The organism is Arthrobacter sp. CJ23 (genome assembly GCF_024741795.1).
GTDB lineage: Bacteria > Actinomycetota > Actinomycetes > Actinomycetales > Micrococcaceae > Arthrobacter.
Genome location: NZ_CP102950.1, coordinates 2,594,536 through 2,612,793, shown reverse-complemented (window position 1 = coordinate 2,612,793; position 18,258 = coordinate 2,594,536). Strand labels below are relative to the sequence as shown.

General features: G+C 66.7%; 15 protein-coding genes. 12 read left to right on the top strand and 3 right to left on the bottom strand.

Annotated elements, in window-relative coordinates; genetic code table 11:
- The first annotated feature begins 1 nt into the window (after nucleotide 1).
- From NVV90_RS11515 to pdxS, 5 genes are all read left to right on the top strand, one after another.
- Nucleotides 2-3,517: a DNA polymerase III subunit alpha gene (locus tag NVV90_RS11515; protein WP_258437438.1), complete on the top strand. Its 3,516-nt coding sequence runs from the start codon at nucleotides 2-4 to the stop codon at nucleotides 3,515-3,517.
- A 120-nt stretch (nucleotides 3,518-3,637) separates the two neighbouring features.
- Nucleotides 3,638-5,647, top strand: a complete 2,010-nt coding sequence (thrS, locus tag NVV90_RS11510; RefSeq protein WP_258437437.1) for a threonine--tRNA ligase — start codon at nucleotides 3,638-3,640, stop codon at nucleotides 5,645-5,647.
- A gap of 18 nt (nucleotides 5,648-5,665) precedes the next feature.
- Nucleotides 5,666-6,259 carry an HIT domain-containing protein gene (locus tag NVV90_RS11505; RefSeq protein ID WP_258437436.1) on the top strand — a complete coding sequence of 198 codons (594 nt, stop codon included), beginning with the start codon at nucleotides 5,666-5,668 and terminating at the stop codon, nucleotides 6,257-6,259.
- Nucleotides 6,249-6,878 carry a phosphatidylinositol phosphate synthase gene (pgsA, locus tag NVV90_RS11500; protein WP_258437435.1) on the top strand — a complete coding sequence of 210 codons (630 nt, stop codon included), beginning with the start codon at nucleotides 6,249-6,251 and terminating at the stop codon, nucleotides 6,876-6,878. The genes NVV90_RS11505 and pgsA overlap by 11 nt, the downstream gene beginning before the upstream one ends.
- A 215-nt stretch (nucleotides 6,879-7,093) precedes the next feature.
- Nucleotides 7,094-7,942, top strand: coding sequence for a pyridoxal 5'-phosphate synthase lyase subunit PdxS (gene pdxS / locus NVV90_RS11495; protein WP_258441148.1), 849 nt, complete (start codon nucleotides 7,094-7,096; stop codon nucleotides 7,940-7,942).
- Between the two features lie 203 nt (nucleotides 7,943-8,145).
- On the opposite strand, the gene NVV90_RS11490 is transcribed toward pdxS, so the two are convergent.
- Nucleotides 8,146-10,158, bottom strand: a complete 2,013-nt coding sequence (locus NVV90_RS11490; protein WP_258437434.1) for a M3 family metallopeptidase — start codon at nucleotides 10,156-10,158, stop codon at nucleotides 8,146-8,148.
- 82 nt (nucleotides 10,159-10,240) lie between these two features.
- On the opposite strand from NVV90_RS11490, the gene NVV90_RS11485 reads away from it, so the two are divergent.
- Nucleotides 10,241-11,491 carry a CapA family protein gene (locus NVV90_RS11485; protein ID WP_258437433.1) on the top strand — a complete coding sequence of 417 codons (1,251 nt, stop codon included), beginning with the start codon at nucleotides 10,241-10,243 and terminating at the stop codon, nucleotides 11,489-11,491.
- Between the two features lie 21 nt (nucleotides 11,492-11,512).
- Here the strand turns inward: NVV90_RS11485 and NVV90_RS11480 are convergent, their stop codons facing one another.
- Entirely contained in the window at nucleotides 11,513-12,283 is a 771-nt protein-coding gene (locus tag NVV90_RS11480) for a type 1 glutamine amidotransferase (protein ID WP_258437432.1), read from the bottom strand.
- Nucleotides 12,280-13,596 (bottom strand): Mur ligase family protein, encoded by a 1,317-nt coding sequence (locus tag NVV90_RS11475; protein ID WP_258437431.1) that lies wholly within the window; start codon nucleotides 13,594-13,596, stop codon nucleotides 12,280-12,282. Before NVV90_RS11475 ends, NVV90_RS11480 begins: the two co-directional genes overlap by 4 nt.
- A gap of 101 nt (nucleotides 13,597-13,697) precedes the next feature.
- On the opposite strand from NVV90_RS11475, the gene pdxT reads away from it, so the two are divergent.
- The 6 genes from pdxT (at nucleotide 13,698) to yajC (ending at nucleotide 18,180) form a co-directional block, all read left to right on the top strand.
- Nucleotides 13,698-14,399: a pyridoxal 5'-phosphate synthase glutaminase subunit PdxT gene (pdxT, locus tag NVV90_RS11470; protein ID WP_258437430.1), complete on the top strand. Its 702-nt coding sequence runs from the start codon at nucleotides 13,698-13,700 to the stop codon at nucleotides 14,397-14,399.
- Nucleotides 14,400-14,402: 3 nt separating this feature from the next.
- Nucleotides 14,403-15,158, top strand: a complete 756-nt coding sequence (locus NVV90_RS11465) for a YebC/PmpR family DNA-binding transcriptional regulator (RefSeq protein ID WP_258437429.1) — start codon at nucleotides 14,403-14,405, stop codon at nucleotides 15,156-15,158.
- A gap of 36 nt (nucleotides 15,159-15,194) precedes the next feature.
- On the top strand, nucleotides 15,195-15,773 hold the full coding sequence (gene ruvC, locus NVV90_RS11460) for a crossover junction endodeoxyribonuclease RuvC (protein ID WP_258437428.1): 579 nt from the start codon (nucleotides 15,195-15,197) through the stop codon (nucleotides 15,771-15,773).
- Between the two features lie 102 nt (nucleotides 15,774-15,875).
- Entirely contained in the window at nucleotides 15,876-16,526 is a 651-nt protein-coding gene (gene ruvA / locus NVV90_RS11455) for a Holliday junction branch migration protein RuvA (protein ID WP_258437427.1), read from the top strand.
- A complete protein-coding gene (gene ruvB, locus NVV90_RS11450) occupies nucleotides 16,519-17,595 on the top strand; it encodes a Holliday junction branch migration DNA helicase RuvB (RefSeq protein WP_258437426.1) in 1,077 nt (358 codons plus the stop codon). Before ruvA ends, ruvB begins: the two co-directional genes overlap by 8 nt.
- 186 nt (nucleotides 17,596-17,781) lie before the next feature.
- Nucleotides 17,782-18,180 (top strand): preprotein translocase subunit YajC, encoded by a 399-nt coding sequence (yajC, locus tag NVV90_RS11445; protein ID WP_258437425.1) that lies wholly within the window; start codon nucleotides 17,782-17,784, stop codon nucleotides 18,178-18,180.
- Nucleotides 18,181-18,258 lie beyond the last annotated feature (78 nt).

Sequence of the window (18,258 nt, the reverse complement as noted above, 5' to 3'; positions counted from 1 at the left end):
CATGAGCTTCACCCACCTGCATGTATCCACCGCCTTCAGCGCCCACTACGGGGTGTCCTGGCCCGACGAACTCGCCCAAGCCGCGCACGCAGACGGAGCCACCGCGCTCGCCTGCACGGACCGGGACGGCCTCTACGGAACCGTCAAGCACCTGAAGGCCTGCATGGAAGCCGGGATCGATCCGATCGTCGGCGTCGACCTCGCGGTGTTCGACGACGACGGCGACCACCGCACCCAGGTGGCGGGCCGCGTCGTCGTGCTGGCCCATGGCCACAACAACGGCGCCGGCTACCGCGCCCTGTGCCGTCTTGTCTCGGACGCCCACGCCCGCACCTCGGGGAAGGCCGGCGGGCCCGTACCCGTGGCCGTGACCCGGGCGGAGCTGGCATCGCGGACCCTGCACCCTGAAACCCTCGAACCGGTGCTGACGGTACTGATCGGTCCCGACTCCGACGTCGGACGCGCCATGGGCGGGCGGCGCTACCTCCGCCCCCGGACCCTTTTCAAACGCTGGCTCGACGCCATGCCGCCTGGAACCATCGCCGCAGAGGCCGTCACCCAGCTCAGCGCCCCCGGGGGGCCGTACAGCACGGCACATGCCGTCCGCATGCTCAAGCTCGCCTACGAACACAATGTCCCGGCCGTGCTGAGCAATGCCGTGCGCTACTGCGCCGAAGACGGTGCCGCCACGGCGGACGTCCTGGAATCGGCGCGCACCCTGAAATCGCTCCCGGAACTCTCGGCGGCACCGATGCTCCAGCCCAACGGGCAGGGCTGGCTGAAATCCGCGGAACAGATGCTGGAACTGGGCAAGGAAATCATCGGCGCCGCAGGCTACGGTGCGGCAGCCCTGGGCACGCTGCTGGCCGAAACCGAGGCGCTCGCCGATAAATGCCGCATCGACCCCGTCCTGGACATGGGCTGGAAGCGGCCGCTTGTCCCGGAAGCCTCCGTGATCGGCATTGAGGGAGACCCGCTCAGGGAGCTGTCCCAGCGGTGCGATGCCGGAATCACCAGGCGGTTCCCGGGAATCAGCGGCCAGGCCAAGGAACGCATGCGCTCGCGGCTTGAGCACGAGCTGACGATCATCGGCGATCTTGGCTTCGCCTCCTACTTCCTTACCGTGGCCGAGGTATCGAAGATGATCACCGGGATGGGTGTCCGCTCGGCGGCGCGCGGCTCCGGGGCATCGAGCCTGGTCAACTACCTGACCGGGATCAGCCAGGTGGACCCGCTCCAGCACGACCTCATCTTCGAGCGGTTCCTCTCCGGGGACCGCTCCACCTTGCCGGACATCGACATCGACGTCGAAAGCGCCGAGCGGCACAACGTATACCGGCGGATCTTCAAGCGCTTCGGCGCCGAACGGGTCACCTTGATGAGCATGCAGAACGGCTACCGGGCGCGCGGGGCCGTGCGGGACGCAGGCCTCGCGCTGGGCATGGACGGCGACGAGGTCGGCGAAATCGCCAAGCAGCTGTGGCGCTTTTCGGCACGCAAATTCCGGGAGGCGCTTGAGGAGAAGCCCGAGCTGCGGGACTTCGCCGGAAGGGTGGAAGCCGGCCGCGGGGAACAGGACGGCATGGAGGAGAGCGGGCAGCTGGACATGCTCGTGGACCTCACCGAACGGCTGGACCGGCTGCCGCGGCACATCTCCATGCACCCGTGCGGGGTGATCCTGGGAGACGCCACGCTGCTGGACCGGACCCCCGTGCAGCCAAGCGGGCTGGGGCTGCCCATGAGCCAGTTCGACAAACACGACATGGATCCCATGGGCATGCTCAAGCTCGACGTCCTGGGCGTCCGGATGCAGAGCGCCATGGCCTTCGCCGTGCGTGAGGTCATCCGGCTGCACCCCTCCAAGGCCGAGGTGGTGGAGGCGGGGCGGCACCCGGCAGGCCCGGACGGGACCGGTCCGGACTACATTTTCGCGGACGGCACCATCGACCTCAATGCCGTGCCGCTCGACGACGAACCCACCTACGAGCTGATCCGCAGCACCCACACGCTGGGCTGTTTCCAGATTGAATCGCCCGGCCAGCGCGAGCTCGTGGGCAAGATGGCGCCGCGGGAATTCAACGACCTCATCATCGATATCTCGCTGTTCCGGCCAGGACCCATGAAATCGGACATGGTCCGCCCGTTCCTGGAACACCGGCACGGCTTCGCGCCGGAGGTCTACCCGCATCCCGATCTGAAGCCGGTGCTGCAGGAGACCCATGGCGTGACGGTGTTCCACGAGCAGATCCTGAGAACCTTCGACGTCATGACCCGGTGCGGGCTGGCGAAGGCCGACGAGTACCGCCGCCTGCTGGGCACCGAAGCGGAAGGGAAAGTGGAGGAAATCTTCCGGCGCGAGGCAAGGGCACGGCGCTACCCGGCCGAGGTGGTGGACAAGGTCTGGGGCACGCTGAAGGCCTTCGGCAGCTTCGGGTTCTGCAAAGCCCACGGAGCCGCCTTTGCGGTGCCCACCTACCAGTCGGCCTGGCTGAAGGCACACCACCCGGAGGCGTTCCTTGCCGGGCTGTGGGAACACGATCCCGGCATGTACCCCAAGCGGCTGCTCGTGGCCGAGGCCCGGCGCCTGGGCATTCCCATCCTGCCGCTGGACATCAACCGCAGCCGGGCCGAATACCGGGTGGAACGGATCGAAGAGGGCCCGGACCACGGCAAGCTGGGAATCCGGCTGAGCCTGACCGGGATCTACGGGCTCTCCGGCACGGAACTGAAGCGCATCGTGGCCGGGCAGCCCTACGACTCGCTCGCCGATCTCCGGGCCCGGGCGCGGGTGAGCAAGCCGAACATCAAGCGGCTCGCCCAGCTGGGAGCCTTCGACGCCCTGCACCGGGACTCCGGGGGAGCGGCCAGCCGGGCCGATCTTGTGCACCACCTGCAGATGCTGCAGAACCGGCCTTCCAGGAAGGGCGTCGACCTTGTTGAAGGGCAGCTGGCCCTGCCCCTGGGTGATGTGGAACTGCGGAACCTGGTGCCGGAACTGCCCGAACCCACCTTGGTGGACAACGTGCGCGCCGAGCTGGACCTCATGGCGGTGGACGTGAGCGGGCACCTCATGGAGAGCCACCGGCCGCTGCTGGACCGGCTGGGCGTCACCACGGCAGACAAGCTCCTCGGCCTGCGCAACGGCAGCGAGGTGCTGGTGGCCGGCGTCCGCATCGCCACGCAGACCCCGCCCATGCGCGGCGGCCGGCGGGTGGTCTTCATCAGCATCGACGACGGCACCGGCTGCGTGGACACGGTCTTCTTCCACGAAGCCCAGGAACAGTCCGGGCCGCTGCTTTTCGGGACGCGGCTGCTGCTGATCAGGGGGACCACGCGCCGCACCGGGCCGAAGGGCATCAGCCTGAGTGCCAGCATGGCCTGGGACCTCAGCCGCCCCGAAACGCTGCCCTTGGGGCAAAACCCGGCTTCCGGCGTCGGGATCCCGAAGGAATTCATGCAGCCGGGGCCCCTCGACGGCATCTCCCGCAACCTCGCCATCACGGGCCTTGGCAGCTGAATCCGGGCGTCGGCGCGCTGCTTTGGCCGCCTTCGCCGAAGCGGATACGATTGACGATGGCTGGCTGTGGTCCCCGTACGCCACAAGCTATGAAGCCTTCACTATGAATAGGAGACACCCGTGTCAGATGCCCAACAGATCACCCTCATCGTCGATGGCGAAGAGACCAAGGTGACGGAGGGGACTACCGGCGCGGAACTCTTCTTTGAGCGCCGCGACGTGGTAGTGGCCCGTGTGGACGGCGAACTCAAGGACCTCGACCAGACGCTGCCGGAAGGCGCGCAGGTTGAAGGCGTCACCATTGATTCCCCGGACGGACTCAACGTCCTGCGCCACTCCACTGCACACGTCATGGCCCAGGCCGTGCAGCAACTGCGCCCCGACGCCAAGCTCGGCATCGGCCCGTACATCACCGACGGCTTCTACTTCGACTTCGACGTCGCCGAGCCGTTCACTCCCGAGGACCTCAAGACCCTGGAAAAGATGATGCTCAAGATCATCAACCAGAACCAGAAGTTCGTCCGCCGCGTGGTCAACGAGGACGAGGCCCGCGAGGCCATGAAGAACGAGCCCTACAAGCTTGAGCTGCTCGGCAAGAAGAACGACGCCGTCGGTGCCGGTGAAGGCGTCAACGTCGAGGTCGGCGCCGGCGACATCACCATCTACGACAATGTGGACCGCAAGAGCGGGGACTCAGTCTGGTGCGATCTGTGCCGCGGCCCGCACCTGCCCAACACCAAGCTGATCTCCAACGCCTTCGCGCTGACCCGGTCCTCGGCCGCGTACTGGCTGGGCAACCAGAACAACCAGCAGCTGCAGCGCATCTACGGCACCGCCTGGCCCACCAAGGACGCCCTGAAGGCCTACCAGGAGCGCATTGCCGAGGCCGAGCGCCGCGACCACCGCAAGCTGGGCGTCGAGCTGGATCTGTTCTCCTTCCCGGACGAGCTGGGTTCCGGCCTTCCGGTGTTCCACCCCAAGGGCGGCATCATCCGCAAGGCCATGGAGGACTACTCCCGCCAGCGCCACGTGGAAGCCGGCTACGAGTTTGTCTACACCCCGCACATCACCAAGGGCCACCTCTATGAGGTCTCCGGGCACCTTGACTGGTACAAGGACGGCATGTTCCCGGCGATGCACATCGACGCCGAGCTCAACGAGGACGGCACCGTGCGCAAGCCCGGCCAGGACTACTACCTGAAGCCGATGAACTGCCCCATGCACAACCTGATCTTCCGCTCACGGGGCCGCTCGTACCGCGAACTGCCACTGCGCCTGTTCGAATTCGGTTCGGTGTACCGCTACGAGAAGTCCGGCGTGGTGCACGGCCTGACGCGCGTGCGCGGCATGACACAGGACGACGCCCACATCTACTGCACCCGCGAGCAGATGAAGGACGAGCTCACCACCACGCTGAAGTTCGTGCTCGACCTGCTCAAGGACTACGGCCTGGACGATTTCTACCTGGAGCTCTCCACCAAGAACGAGGACAAGTTCGTGGGCGAGGACGCCGCGTGGGAGGAAGCCACACGCACGCTGGCCGAAGTTGCCGAGGCCTCCGGCCTGGACCTGGTAGCAGACCCGGGTGGAGCCGCGTTCTATGGCCCCAAGATTTCCGTCCAGGCGAAGGACGCCCTGGGCCGCACCTGGCAGATGTCCACCATCCAGCTGGACTTCAACCTGCCGGAGCGCTTCGAACTCGAGTTCCAGGCCGCCGACGGCACGCGCCAGCGCCCCGTCATGATCCACCGCGCCCTGTTCGGCTCGATCGAGCGCTTCATGGGCGTGCTCACCGAGCACTATGCCGGTGCCTTCCCTGCCTGGCTGGCTCCCGTCCAGGTGGTCGGCATCCCGGTGGCGGAGGCCTTCAATGACTACATGTTCGACGTCGTTGGCCAGCTCAAGGCGGCAGGCATCCGTGCGGAGGTCGACATTTCCTCCGACCGCTTCCCGAAGAAGATCCGCACCGCCAGCAAGGACAAGATCCCGTTCGTGCTGATCGCCGGCGGCGAGGACGCCGAAGCGGGCGCGGTTTCCTTCCGCTTCCGCGACGGCAGCCAGGACAACGGCGTGCCCGTGTCCGAGGCGGTCCGCCGGATCGTCGACGCCGTCAAGAACCGCGAGAGCTGACGGGGCGGATCCAGGACGGTGCAGGAGAACACAGGCGCGTCAAGCGAGTATCCGGGCGACGCCGAAGCAACCGATGACTTCGGGCTGGCAGGCGTCCCGGACGCTTTCCAGCGCCTGTGGACTCCACACCGCATGGCCTACATCAAGGGCGGGCAGGAGCAGTTCAAGGGCAAGGACGACTGCCCGTTCTGCGTGGCACCGCAGCGCAGCGATGAGGAATCCCTGATCGTCTACCGCGGCAAGACCTGCTACGTGGTGCTCAACCTGTTCCCGTACAACCCGGGCCACCTCCTGGTGTGCCCGTACCGTCATGTGCCCGACTACACGGACATCACGGCGGAGGAAACGGCGGAGTTCGCCGAACTCACGCAGACCGCCATGCGCGTGCTGCGCAAGGTGTCCAACCCCAGCGGCTTCAACCTGGGCATGAACCAGGGCGTCACCGGCGGGGCGGGCATCGCAGCACACCTGCACCAGCATGTTGTGCCGCGCTGGGGCGGCGACGGGAACTTCTTCCCGATCATTGCCCAGACCAAGGCCATCACCCAGACCCTTGACGAGGTCCGCCGGCTTGTTTCGGAAGCCTGGCCGGGGGAGTCGAATGCTCAATAGGCATGCACGCGGTTTCTTCACCTCCTTGTTTACCCCTCTTGCCCGCTGGCTGCTCAGGATCGGAGTCTCTCCGGACGCGGTCACGGTGGTGGGCACCGCCGGAGTCATGGTGGGGGCCCTGGTCTTCTACCCGATGGGCCAGCTGTGGTGGGGTTCGCTGATCGTTGCGGTCTTCGCGTTCTCCGACGTTGTGGACGGCATCATGGCCCGGCTGCTCGGTGCCAGCGGCCGCTGGGGCAACTTCCTCGATTCAACCCTTGACCGGGCGGCCGACGGCGCCATTTTCATGGGGCTGACCATCTGGTTCTTCACCGAGGGCGCGGACCGTCCCATCGCGGTTTCCGCCTTAGTGTGCCTCGTCCTGGGCATGGTGGTCTCCTATGCCCGGGCGAAGGCCGAATCGCTGGGATTCTCGGCCAATGTGGGCATCGCTGAACGGGCCGAACGGCTTGCGTCAGTCCTGCTGGTTGCCGGACTGACCGGCCTTGGCCTGCCCCCGGTAGTGCTGCTGGTGACCCTTGTCTTGCTGGCGGTGGCCAGCGTGGTCACCATCGCCCAGCGCATGATGGCTGTTCGTCGGCAGGCGATGGCTGCGGCCGAAGGAACGGCCTCCACCTAGCATCTCGGGCGCCGTAGGGTGGCAGTGGACCAGTACGCACCACTTGTCGACCCCAGTGCAACGCCGCATGACGTGGTTGGTGAGTTTGGCCACCCGTCTGCACCGTATGATGAGATGTACTCCTTTTTACCTACTCCTAGGGGCTTTTTGTGTCCAGCAGTGAAGAGACTTCAGCTCAGGTTCCCGTCACCGGCAGCAACCGCGTCAAGCGGGGCATGGCGGAGATGTTGAAGGGCGGCGTCATCATGGACGTCGTCAACGTCGAGCAGGCCCGCATCGCCGAAGATGCCGGTGCCGTGGCGGTCATGGCGCTCGAGCGCGTCCCGGCCGACATCCGCGCCCAGGGTGGCGTGTCCCGCATGTCCGATCCGGACATGATCGACGCGATCATCGCTGCCGTGTCCATCCCGGTCATGGCCAAGGCCCGCATCGGCCACTTCGTCGAGGCCCAGGTCCTGCAGTCCCTCGGTGTCGACTACATCGACGAGTCCGAGGTCCTGACCCCGGCCGACTACGTCAACCACATCGACAAGTGGAACTTCACCGTTCCCTTCGTCTGCGGCGCCACCAACCTCGGCGAGGCCCTGCGCCGCATCAACGAGGGCGCGGCCATGATCCGCTCCAAGGGCGAGGCCGGCACCGGCGATGTCTCCAACGCCACGGGCCACATGCGCCAGATCCGTGCCGAGATCGCCAAGCTCGCCGCCCTGCCCGAGGACGAGCTGTACGTCGCCGCCAAGGAACTGCAGGCACCGTACGAACTGGTCAAGGAAGTTGCCGCCACGGGCAAGCTCCCCGTGGTGCTCTTCACCGCCGGCGGCATCGCCACCCCGGCTGACGCCGCCATGATGATGCAGCTCGGTGCGGACGGCGTGTTCGTCGGTTCCGGCATCTTCAAGTCCGGCAACCCGGCGCAGCGCGCCGCCGCCGTCGTGAAGGCCACCACCTTCTACGACGACGCCGACGTCATCGCCAAGGTCTCCCGCGGCCTGGGCGAAGCCATGGTGGGCATCAACGTGGACGAGATCCCGCAGCCGCACCGCCTCGCAGAGCGCGGCTGGTAAGTCTCACACTTAGGTCTCGGGCAGCGGCAATCCTCTGCGTGCTATTCCCCGCGCTTCGTTGGCAGCCAAGTAGCTGCTCGGGGCGCGGGGCCCCTTTTACGCACGCTGCCGGATCACACCGTCCTTCGCATTAGAGGTCAGTTCTCGACGGCGGCGAGTCACCTATGCTGGGTGACTCGCCGCCGTCGTTCTTTAAGGTGAAGTTATTCGAGGCCGCGGCGCTTCAGGAGGGGTTCCAGCCTGGCGTCCCGGCCTCGGAAGGTGCGGAACGATTCCAGCGGGTCGCGGCTGTTGCCGCGGGACAGGAGCTCCGTACGGAAACGGTCCCCGTTCTCCCGGCTCAGCCCGCCGTTCTCGGTGAACCACTCGACGGTGTCGGCATCCAGGACCTCGCTCCAGATGTAGGAGTAGTACCCGGCGGCGTAGCCGGCGCCCGCGAAAATGTGCTGGAAATAGCCGGTGCGGTAGCGGGGCGGGATGAGGCTGTGGGCCACGCCTGCCGCGGCAAGCGCCTTGGCCTCGAAGGCCAGCGCGTCGGTGGGCACGTCGCCGGCCTCCAGGACATGCCAGGCGAGGTCGAGGAGCGCGGCCCCCAGGTACTCGGTGGTGGCGAAGCCTTCGCCCCACAGCCGGGACTCGTTCAGCTTGTCCACTATGTCCTGCGGCAACGGCTCGCCGGTGGCGTGGTGCCGCGCATAGTTGGCCAGGACCTCCGGCCACATGATCCACATTTCGTTGACCTGGGACGGGTATTCGACAAAGTCCCGGGGCACGGCCGTGCCCGAGAACCGTGGGTACCTGACATCGGAAAACAGGCCGTGCAGGGCGTGCCCGAACTCGTGGAAGAGCGTCCGGACCTCATCGAGAGTCAGCAGTGTGGGTTCACCGGCGGGCGGCTTCGAAATGTTGAGGTTGTTGATCACCACGGCCTTGGTGCCCAGCAAGGAGGACTGCTCCACGAGCGAGTTCATCCACGCACCACCCCGCTTGGATTCGCGTGTGTAGTAGTCGCCCAGGAAGAGTCCGAGCTCCGAGCCGTCGGCGTTGCGCACTTCCCAGACACGGACGTCGGGGTGGTACCCGGCCAGGTCCGCGCGTTCGTGGAACGTGATCCCGTACAGGGACGTCGCGGCGAAGAACACGCCGTCATGCAGGACCTTGTCCAGGCTGAAGAACGGCCGGATTGCCTGCTCGTCCACGGAGAAGCGTTCGCGGCGGACCTTGGCGGAGTAGTACGCCCAGTCCCAGGCTTCCAGAGGGTGGCCGGCGGTCTCCGCCAAGGCGGCGGCTTCCGCGTCGGCGTTCCGGACGGCGGCCGGTGCCAGGCGGTCCATCATGGCCTGGACGGCTTCGAAGTCAGGGGCAGTCTGGCGGTCCACGGTGAGTTCGGCGTAGTTGGCGAAGCCCAGGAGCGTGGCTTTCTCAGCCCGCAGGCGGACCATGGACGTGACCAGTTCGCGGACGTCCAGGCTGCCACCGGCACTGCCACGGGCAAGCGAGGCTTCGTGGAGGCGGCGGCGCACGTCACGGTTCTCCAGGGCGGACATGGCCGGCTGATTGCTCGGCTGGATGAGGGTGAGCAGGTACTTGCCCTCGTGCCCCGCTGTCCTGGCGGCCTCAGCGGAACTGGCGATGTCATCGGCGGGCAGCCCGGCCAGATCAGCGGCATCGTCCAGCAGGAGGGCCGAGGACTTCATCGCCTCCTTGACCCGCTGGCCGAACTCTGTGCCCAGCCGGGAGAGCTCGGCATTGATGCCCTTGAGCCGCTCCTGGCCGGCGTCGTCCAGTTGGATGCCGGACTGGCGGAACTCCTTGAGGTACTCCTCTACCAGGCGCGTTGATTCGCTGTCCAGCCCCGTGACGTCGATCGCTGCGAAACGCTCGAACAGTGCCCTGTTCATGTACACGGCATCCTGGTGCGCCGAGAACTTCGGCGAGAGCCTGGTCTCTAGTTCCCTGATGGTGTCCGTGGCGTCCGCAGAGACCAGTGTGAAGAACGAGGCCGCCGCGCGTTCGAGCAGCCGCCCTGCCCGTTCCATGGCCACGGCGGTGTTCTCAAAGGTGGCGGCTTCGGACTGTTCGGTGATGGCCTGGATTTCTGCAAGGTGCTCGGCGAGCCCGGCGTCCACCGCCTCGGCGAAGTGGGCGTCTTCGATTCCGGCGAAGAGGGGTAGCCCGAACGGCAGGGGACTGGGACTCAGGAGAGGATTGGTCATGAAGTGACTCTTTCACGTAAGAATGCGGCGCTCAACGGTGGCGCGCGAAAAAATGTCCGGGTGCCGCCGTAGGATGGCGGGCATGCGGCCCCCTTTGACTTTCCACCGGCGAACGACAGCGTCACGCACCGCGGCGGCACTGGCCGCCCTGGCCTTGGCGGCGTCCTTGGCGTCCTGCGGGGTGGTGGCGGAATCCAGTGCCGACAAGTCCTCCAGCCCGGCCGCCACCCCGGTGACCGAAACCCCCACGCCCACGCCGGCGCCCACGCCGACGCCCGGCAAGGGTCCGGCGTGCCCGGAGCTGCGCTGCACGTCCATTACCGTCACCGGCGACATGCTGGTGCACACGCAGCTGTGGCAGCAGGCCCGGGAGGACGCGGCGGCAGCCGGGCAGCCCGGCTACACCTTCGTGCCGCTCCTGGAAGGGCAGCGCCGCTACATCCGCAACAGCGACCTCGGCATCTGCCACCAGGAAACGCCCGTTGCCGGGCCTGAGGGCCCGTTCTCCGCCTACCCCTCGTTCAATGTGCCGCCACAGATCATCGCGGCCTCGAAGGACGTCGGCTACCAGGCCTGCACCACCTCGAGCAACCACACCATCGACCGGGGCACGGACGGCCTTCTGCGCACACTGGATGCCCTGGATGCCGCCGGGCTCAAGCACACGGGCTCCTACCGCACGGAGGCCGAGTCCAAGGGCGTCCTGCTGCTCAAGACCGAGGCCGCCACCATTGCCGTGATCGCCGGAACCTACGGCCACAACGGCCAGATCCCGGAATTCCCCTGGCAGGTGGATGAACTGGATCCCGCAGCGATGATCGCCAAGGCCGTGCAGGCCCGGGCGCTGGGCGCGGACATCGTGCTGGGCGTCATGCATGCCGGCGATGAGTACGCCAGCGAGGCCAACGCACAGCAGCAGGACGTGGCCCACACACTCGTGGACAGCGGCCAGTTCACCATGGTCTACGGCCACCACACGCATTCCGTGCTGCCCATCGAGAACTACAAGGGCACCTGGATTGTGTACGGCCTCGGCAACGGCGTCACCGAACTCTCACCCTGGTACGTGGTCAACAACGAGGGCCTGCTGGTACGTGCCCAGTTCGGCCAGGACGCCGCGGGGGTCTGGAAGGCCTCGGACCTGGCCTGGGCGCCGTCGGTCATCGTCCGCGGCCCCTACCGCTGGTGCTCGGTGGCCAGTGATGCCCCGCAGGGGGTCTGTGCCACACCGGCGGCCGACGCCGAAACCCATCTGCGGACCAAGACGGTGGTCGAATCCATGGGGGCGGCCACGGCCGGAGCCCACGAACTCCTCATCACCAAGGAGAAATAGCAGGGCCGTGAGCCCGAAGCCTCAGCGCGGGCGGCGGGCCGCGTGTTCGCGCGCGAGGCGGGCGTAGCCGTCGTCGGGCGTTCCGGGAACGAAGGTTCCGTACTTGCGTTCGACGGCGGTCCGGATCAGAAAGTCGGCAATCGCAGGGTTCTTCGGCAGGAGCGAGCCGTGCAGGTAGCTGGCCACGACGTTGCGGTAGCGGGCGCCCTCGTGCCCGTCCTTGCTGTTGTTTCCGGCACCCTTGGACACCGTGCCCAAAGGTTCGACGCCGGGGCCCAGGGTGGTCTGTCCGCTGTGGTTTTCGTACCCCAGAACTTCGCCGAACTCGGGGGAGTTGAGCGTGACGTTCCCGATCAGGCGCTCGTCCGTGCCGTTGGTTTCGACATCCAGGATGCCGATGCCCGGGATGACCGGACCGGCGCTGGTCTTGAAAAACTTGCCGAACAGCTGGTAGAGGCCGCAGATGACCAGCATGGGCGTGCCGTCGGATGCCAGCTGCTGCAGGGTTTCGCCGCGGGACTGCAGATCGTCCTGGATCAGCAGCTGTCCGCTGTCCTGGCCGCCGCCGCCCACGATGATGTCCACGTCCTCCGGGAACTCGTCGCCCACGTTGTATTCGGACAGCTCCGGGGTGTAGCCGTGCCAGCGGAGCCGCTGCTGCAGGACCAGGGCGTTGCCCCAGTCGCCGTAGATGTTCATTTCACGCGGGTACAGCTGCAGCACGCGGATGGTGCCCTTGCCTGGCTGTGCAGGGCTGCCGGGCTGTGCTGTGGTGTCGTCTGCCGTGGTCATGAGACCACCTCCACTGTGGTGATTTTGGCGAGTTCGCGGCGGATGGCCAGCATGGACGTGTAGGTGCAGAAAATGCGCTTGGGTTTGCCCTGCGAGCCCTGGATGAACGCTGCCAGTGCCGCCGGAATGTCGGTGTCCACGGCGCCGATCCGCACATCGTCGTACTGCAGGCGCAGTGCCATGTCGTAGGCGCGCACCCCGGTGAGGACCTCCACGCCTTCTTCCTGCAGGGAGTCGAACTCCACGTCCCACAGCCAGGACATGTCCCGGCCGTCGGCGTAGTTGTCGTTGATGGCGATCATGGAGGCGTAGCCCTTGGCCGGGAAGGATTTCAGGCCCAGGCGGAAGCCGCTCGGGTTCTTGACCAGCACCAGCTCGAGTGGCAGGCCGTCCACGGTCAGGCTCTCGCCGCGGCCGAACGCCGGGGCCACCTCGGAAAGCGCCTTGACCAGCGTGGTGGCATCCGTGCTGCCGGCGATGGCTCGTGCGAGGGCCAGCGCGGCGGCCGCGTTGAAGATGTTGTACACGCCGCGCAGCTTCATGTGCGTGGTGATGGTTGCACCGTCGAACTCGAAATCGGCGTCTTCGGCACCCACCCGGCGGAGCACGACGTCGGCCTCCGGGGCGGCGGGAACGGCAGCGGCGGTGGCGCTTCCGTGAGCTGTAGCGGCCCCGTGGGCCGTGGCGGCGTGCGGCGCGGCACGCATGTCGTCGTCGTTGGGGAAGGTGCTCCGGAGCGACTCGTCCAGGCCGAAGTAGAGGACTTCGGTTCCGCTTACGGTGGCCGCAATCCGGGCCACCCGGGGGTCCTCGCGGTTAAGGACAACGGTGCCGGTGGTCTTGGCGGCGATGTGCTGCAGGAGCTGGGCGGTCTTGTCGATCTCGCCGAAGCGGTCCAGCTGGTCGCGCAGGACGTTGAGCAGCAGGCTGAAGCGCGGAGGCACCTGGTTGACGAAGTGCACCGCGTGCGCCTCGTCCAGTTCCAGCACGGCGACGTCGGCATCCAGCTGGCCGCGCCAGTCCACCTCGCCCAGCAGGGAGGCGGCAACACCGCGGGTGAAGTTGCTGCCGGTGCGGTTGGTGAAGACCTTCAGCCCCTGGCTCTCGAGCAGCTCCACTACCATCTTGGTGGTGGTCGTCTTGCCGTTGGTGCCGCTGACCACGGCTACGCCGTGCGGGAGCGTGGCAAGCGTGCGCTGCATGAAACGGGGATCGATTTTTTCGACCACCAGGCCGGGCAACGCCGAGCCTCCACCGCGGAGCCTGGACAGTGCACGGACCAGCTTGCCGAGCGGAACGCTGAAGGAAAACATGTTCTGTAATATATCCCAGTTGAGGCATGGAACCTGGCCCGGAGGCTGCTCCCGGGCCCGCGTGCGCACGCCGGCAGCGGCGGGCGCATTATGATGGTCGAATGACCAACCCCCTTTCCAACGCGTCTTCGCGCGTGGGTGCAGGCCTGCGGATCGGCGTCCTGGCGCTGCAAGGCGACTTCCGCGAGCACCTTCACGCCGTGGAGGACGCGGGCGCCACCGGTGTGGGCATCCGCCGCCCGGCCGAGCTCGACGACGTCGACGGCCTCATTATTCCCGGTGGCGAATCCACCACGATCGACAAGCTGTCCCGCATCTTTGAACTCGCCGACCCGATCCGCAAGCGCATCGCCGACGGCCTGCCCGTGTACGGCTCCTGCGCTGGCATGATCCTGCTGGCCGACGATATCGCGGACCCGGCCAAGGACCTGGCCGGCAACCCCCAGCAGACCTTCGGCGGCCTGGACATCACCGTCCGCCGCAATGCCTTCGGCCGCCAGCGCGAGTCCTTCGAAACGGACCTGGACTTCAAGGGCCTTGACTTCAGCGCGGGCGAGAACGGTGTGGACCCTGTTCACGCCGTGTTCATCCGCGGCCCCTGGGTTGAGCGCGTTGGCCCCGGCGTGGAAATCCTGGCCCAGGTGGACCCGGACCACGCCAGCCATACGGCCACGTTGCACGGGTTGGCTAGAATTGTTGCAGTGCGTTCAGGCCAGCTGCTGGCCACCTCCTTCCACCCGGAAGTGACGGGCGAGAAGCGCGTGCATGAACTCTTTATTCGAATGATCAGAGGAGAAGCGTAAAGCATGTCAGGCCACTCCAAATGGGCGACGACCAAACACAAGAAGGCCATCCTCGACAGTCGACGGGCCAAGTCGTTCGCCAAGCTGATCAAGAACATCGAAGTCGCGGCACGCATGGGCGGGCCGGACCTCGCCGGTAACCCGAGCCTCGAACTGGCCGTCACCAAGGCCAAGAAGACCTCGGTGCCCGCCGACAACATCGACCGCGCCATCAAGCGCGGCGCCGGCCTCACCGGCGAAGTGGTGGACTACACCGAGATCATGTACGAAGCCCGCGGACCCCAGGGTTCCGCGCTGCTGATCGAGTGCCTCACGGACAACAAGAACCGTGCGGCCTCGGAAGTGCGGCTCGCCATCTCCCGCAACGGCGGCACCATCGCCGACCCGGGTTCCGTCAGCTACCTGTTCGCCCGCAAGGGCGTCGTGAACCTGCCCAAGAACGGCCTGAGCGAGGACGACGTCCTGATGGCCGTGCTGGACGCAGGCGCGGAGGAAGTCAAGGACAGCGGCGAGAACTGGGAAATCCACTCGGAGCCCCAGGACCTGCAGGCGATCCGCGACGCGCTCAAGGAAGCCGGCATCGACTACGAGTCCGACGAAGCCGAATTCGTGCCCTCGATGCAGGTGCCGCTTGACCTTGAGGGCGCCAAGAAGTTCATGAAGCTCGTGGACGCCCTCGAAGACCTCGACGACGTCCAGAACGTGTACACCAACGCGGACATGAGCGAGGAAGTCCAGGCTGCGCTCGAAGCCGAGTAGCACGCTCATTTTGGCAACTTACAGGGAGGCCCGGACTTGACTCTTCGCGTATTGGGAGTCGATCCGGGCCTCACCCGTTGCGGCATCGGTGTGGTGGACGTTGAGCGGAACCGCCGCGCCACCATGGTTGCCGTGGGCGTGGTGGGCACCTCGCCCGAGCAGACCCTGGACAAGCGTCTTCTGGTCATTGCCGAGACCATCGATGAATGGCTGGAGCGCCACAAACCGGACGTCGTCGCCGTCGAACGCGTCTTCTCGCAGATGAACGTCAGCACCGTCATGGGCGTGGCCCAGGCCTCCGGCGTGGTCATCGCGGCGGCAGCGCGCCGCGGCATCCCGGTGGCGCTGCACACGCCGTCGGAAGTCAAGGCGGCCGTGACCGGCAGCGGATCGGCCAACAAGGATGCCGTGACCAAACTGGTCACCAAGATCCTGCGCCTCGATGCCCCACCCAAGCCCGCCGACGCCGCAGACGCCCTCGCCCTGGCCTTGACCCATGCCTGGCGTGCCGGCAGCGGTGCCGCCGCGTCCGCAACCGGCAACGGCAAGGACTCCCTGACCCCGGCGCAACGGGCCTGGGCCGAAGCAGAGGCGAAGGCGCGCCGTGGACGCTGAAGCTTCCGCGCTCTTGCTACTCTGTTCGTAGATATGTTCGGATAGTCCGCCCCTGCTGCTTCCTGTTTGCCGGGGGACGGACGGTACTTCAGGAGCCGGGTCTTGATCAGTTTTCTCCGCGGAACCGTGGCGCACGTCGGTCTTTCAACGGCTGTCATCGACCTCAACGGCGCCGGAATGAGCGTCTTCGCGACGCCGCAGACCCTGGGCCACCTGAAACTTGGCGAGGAGGCGAAGCTCTTCACCTCCCTGATCGTCCGGGAAGACTCGCTGACCCTTTTCGGCTTTGCCGACGACGACGAACGTGAAGTTTTCGATGTCCTGCTCAGTGTGAGCGGGGTGGGGCCGCGCCTGGCACTTGCCGTGCTGGCCGTCCACGAACCCGAAGCCATCCGTGTGGCCGCCCACACCGGTGACAGCAAGACCTTCACCAAGGTTCCGGGCATCGGCCCCAAGGTGGCGGGCCGCATCGTGCTCGAACTCGCCGGCAAGCTCGTGCCGCACGGCACGGGAACCGTCACCTCCTCTACTCCGGCGCCCTCTGCCGAGACGGTCTGGAAACCGCAGGTGGTCGCCGCAATGACCAGCCTGGGCTGGTCCGAGAAGGATGCCACCGGCAGCATCGACAAGGCGCTGACGGATTCCCCCGGGCTGGCCGAGGAGGGCAATGTTGCCCAGATCCTGCGTGCCACCCTCCGCTGGCTGGGCCAGGACGGTGCCCGCGCAGGGAACCGGGTAGGCAGCCGTGGCTGAGCCGTCCCTTGTCGCCGGGGGAGAAGAGCCGGAGGAGCGCGCCATCGAGGCGGCCCTGCGGCCCAAGAACCTGCACGACTTCGTGGGCCAGCACCGCGTCCGCAAGCAGCTCTCCCTGGTTCTCGAGGCATCACGCATGCGCGGGCGCAGCGCGGACCACGTGCTGTTTTCCGGGCCTCCGGGCCTGGGCAAGACCACGCTCGCCATGATCGTTGCCTCCGAAATGAATGCGCCGCTGCGCATCAGCAGCGGCCCGGCCATCCAGCATGCCGGTGACCTGGCCGCCATCCTGTCCTCGCTTTCGGAGGGGGAGGTGCTCTTCCTGGACGAGATCCACCGGATGTCCCGGCCCGCCGAGGAAATGCTCTACATGGCCATGGAAGACTTCCGTGTGGACATCGTGGTGGGCAAGGGCGCCGGCGCCACCGCCATCCCGCTGGAACTTCCCCCGTTTACCCTGGTTGGGGCCACCACCCGGGCGGGGCTCCTTCCCGGTCCGCTGCGCGACCGCTTCGGGTTCACCGGCCACCTCGAGTTCTATTCCGTCGCGGAACTGGAGCTGGTGCTCCGTCGATCGGCAGGCCTGCTGGACCTGAAGGTCAACTCTGCGGGGTTCAGCGAAATTGCGGGCCGCTCCAGGGGGACGCCCCGCATCGCGAACCGCCTGCTGCGGCGCGTCCGGGACTGGGCGCTGGTGCATGGCATAGAGCAGATCGACGCCCATTCGGCGTCCGCAGCGCTGGACATGTACGAGGTCGACAAACGGGGACTTGACCGACTGGACCGCTCCGTCCTGGAAGCACTGATCACCAAGTTCAACGGTGGGCCCGTGGGCCTGTCCACCCTGGCGATCGCCGTCGGCGAGGAGCCCGAAACGGTGGAAACCGTCGCCGAGCCCTACCTTGTCCGGGAAGGGCTCCTTGGCCGGACCCCGCGGGGGCGGATTGCCATGGCCCCGGCTTGGACGCACCTCGGCTATGCCGTGCCGGCCGGCGTTTTCGGCCAGGAGGCGCTGGCTCTCTTCGGGGAAGAAGAAACGGACGCCGAAACAGCCGACACCGGCCGATAACACCTTGCGTTCAGCTTTTCCCTCTAGACTGGTATGACGCTCGGCACGTCCGAGTCCTTGGATCTGTGCGCCGCCACCGCGGAGCAGCACGCGGCCGGCGGGCAACGCCTCACAGCCGCAGGGTCCGCCGGGACGATGCCGTGGACCAGAAACGTAAGTACAGAACGGAACTTCCCTGTGGATCCAATGACCATACTGCTGTTCGTCATGCTTGGACTTTTTGTCTTCATGATGTTCCGCCGCAACAAGAAGACCCAGCAGCAGCAGGCAACGCTGCAGTCCAAGTTTGCCCCCGGAGTGGACGTCATGACCAGCTTCGGGCTGTTCGGACGTATCGTCTCGATGGACGAGGCCGAGAATAAGGTCGTTCTCGAGCTGTCTCCCGGCACCGAGGCCACCGTGCACCGCCAGGCCGTGACCAAGATCATCGAGCCCACCGAGGCCGCCCCGGTGGTTCCGGACGACGCGTCCTCCCTCACGGCTGCCGAGGCCGAGGCTCCGGCCGGCACTGAAACGCCTGCCTCCTCCGAGACCCCGGACGAGACCATTGCGCGCCTCAACGGCGAGGACAAGAAGGACAGCTAGACCGTAAGCCGCGGGAACACCGCGCGGACAACCTCTCCGGCAGCGGACCGCCGCCGGCAGGCGCTTACCAGCGCCCGC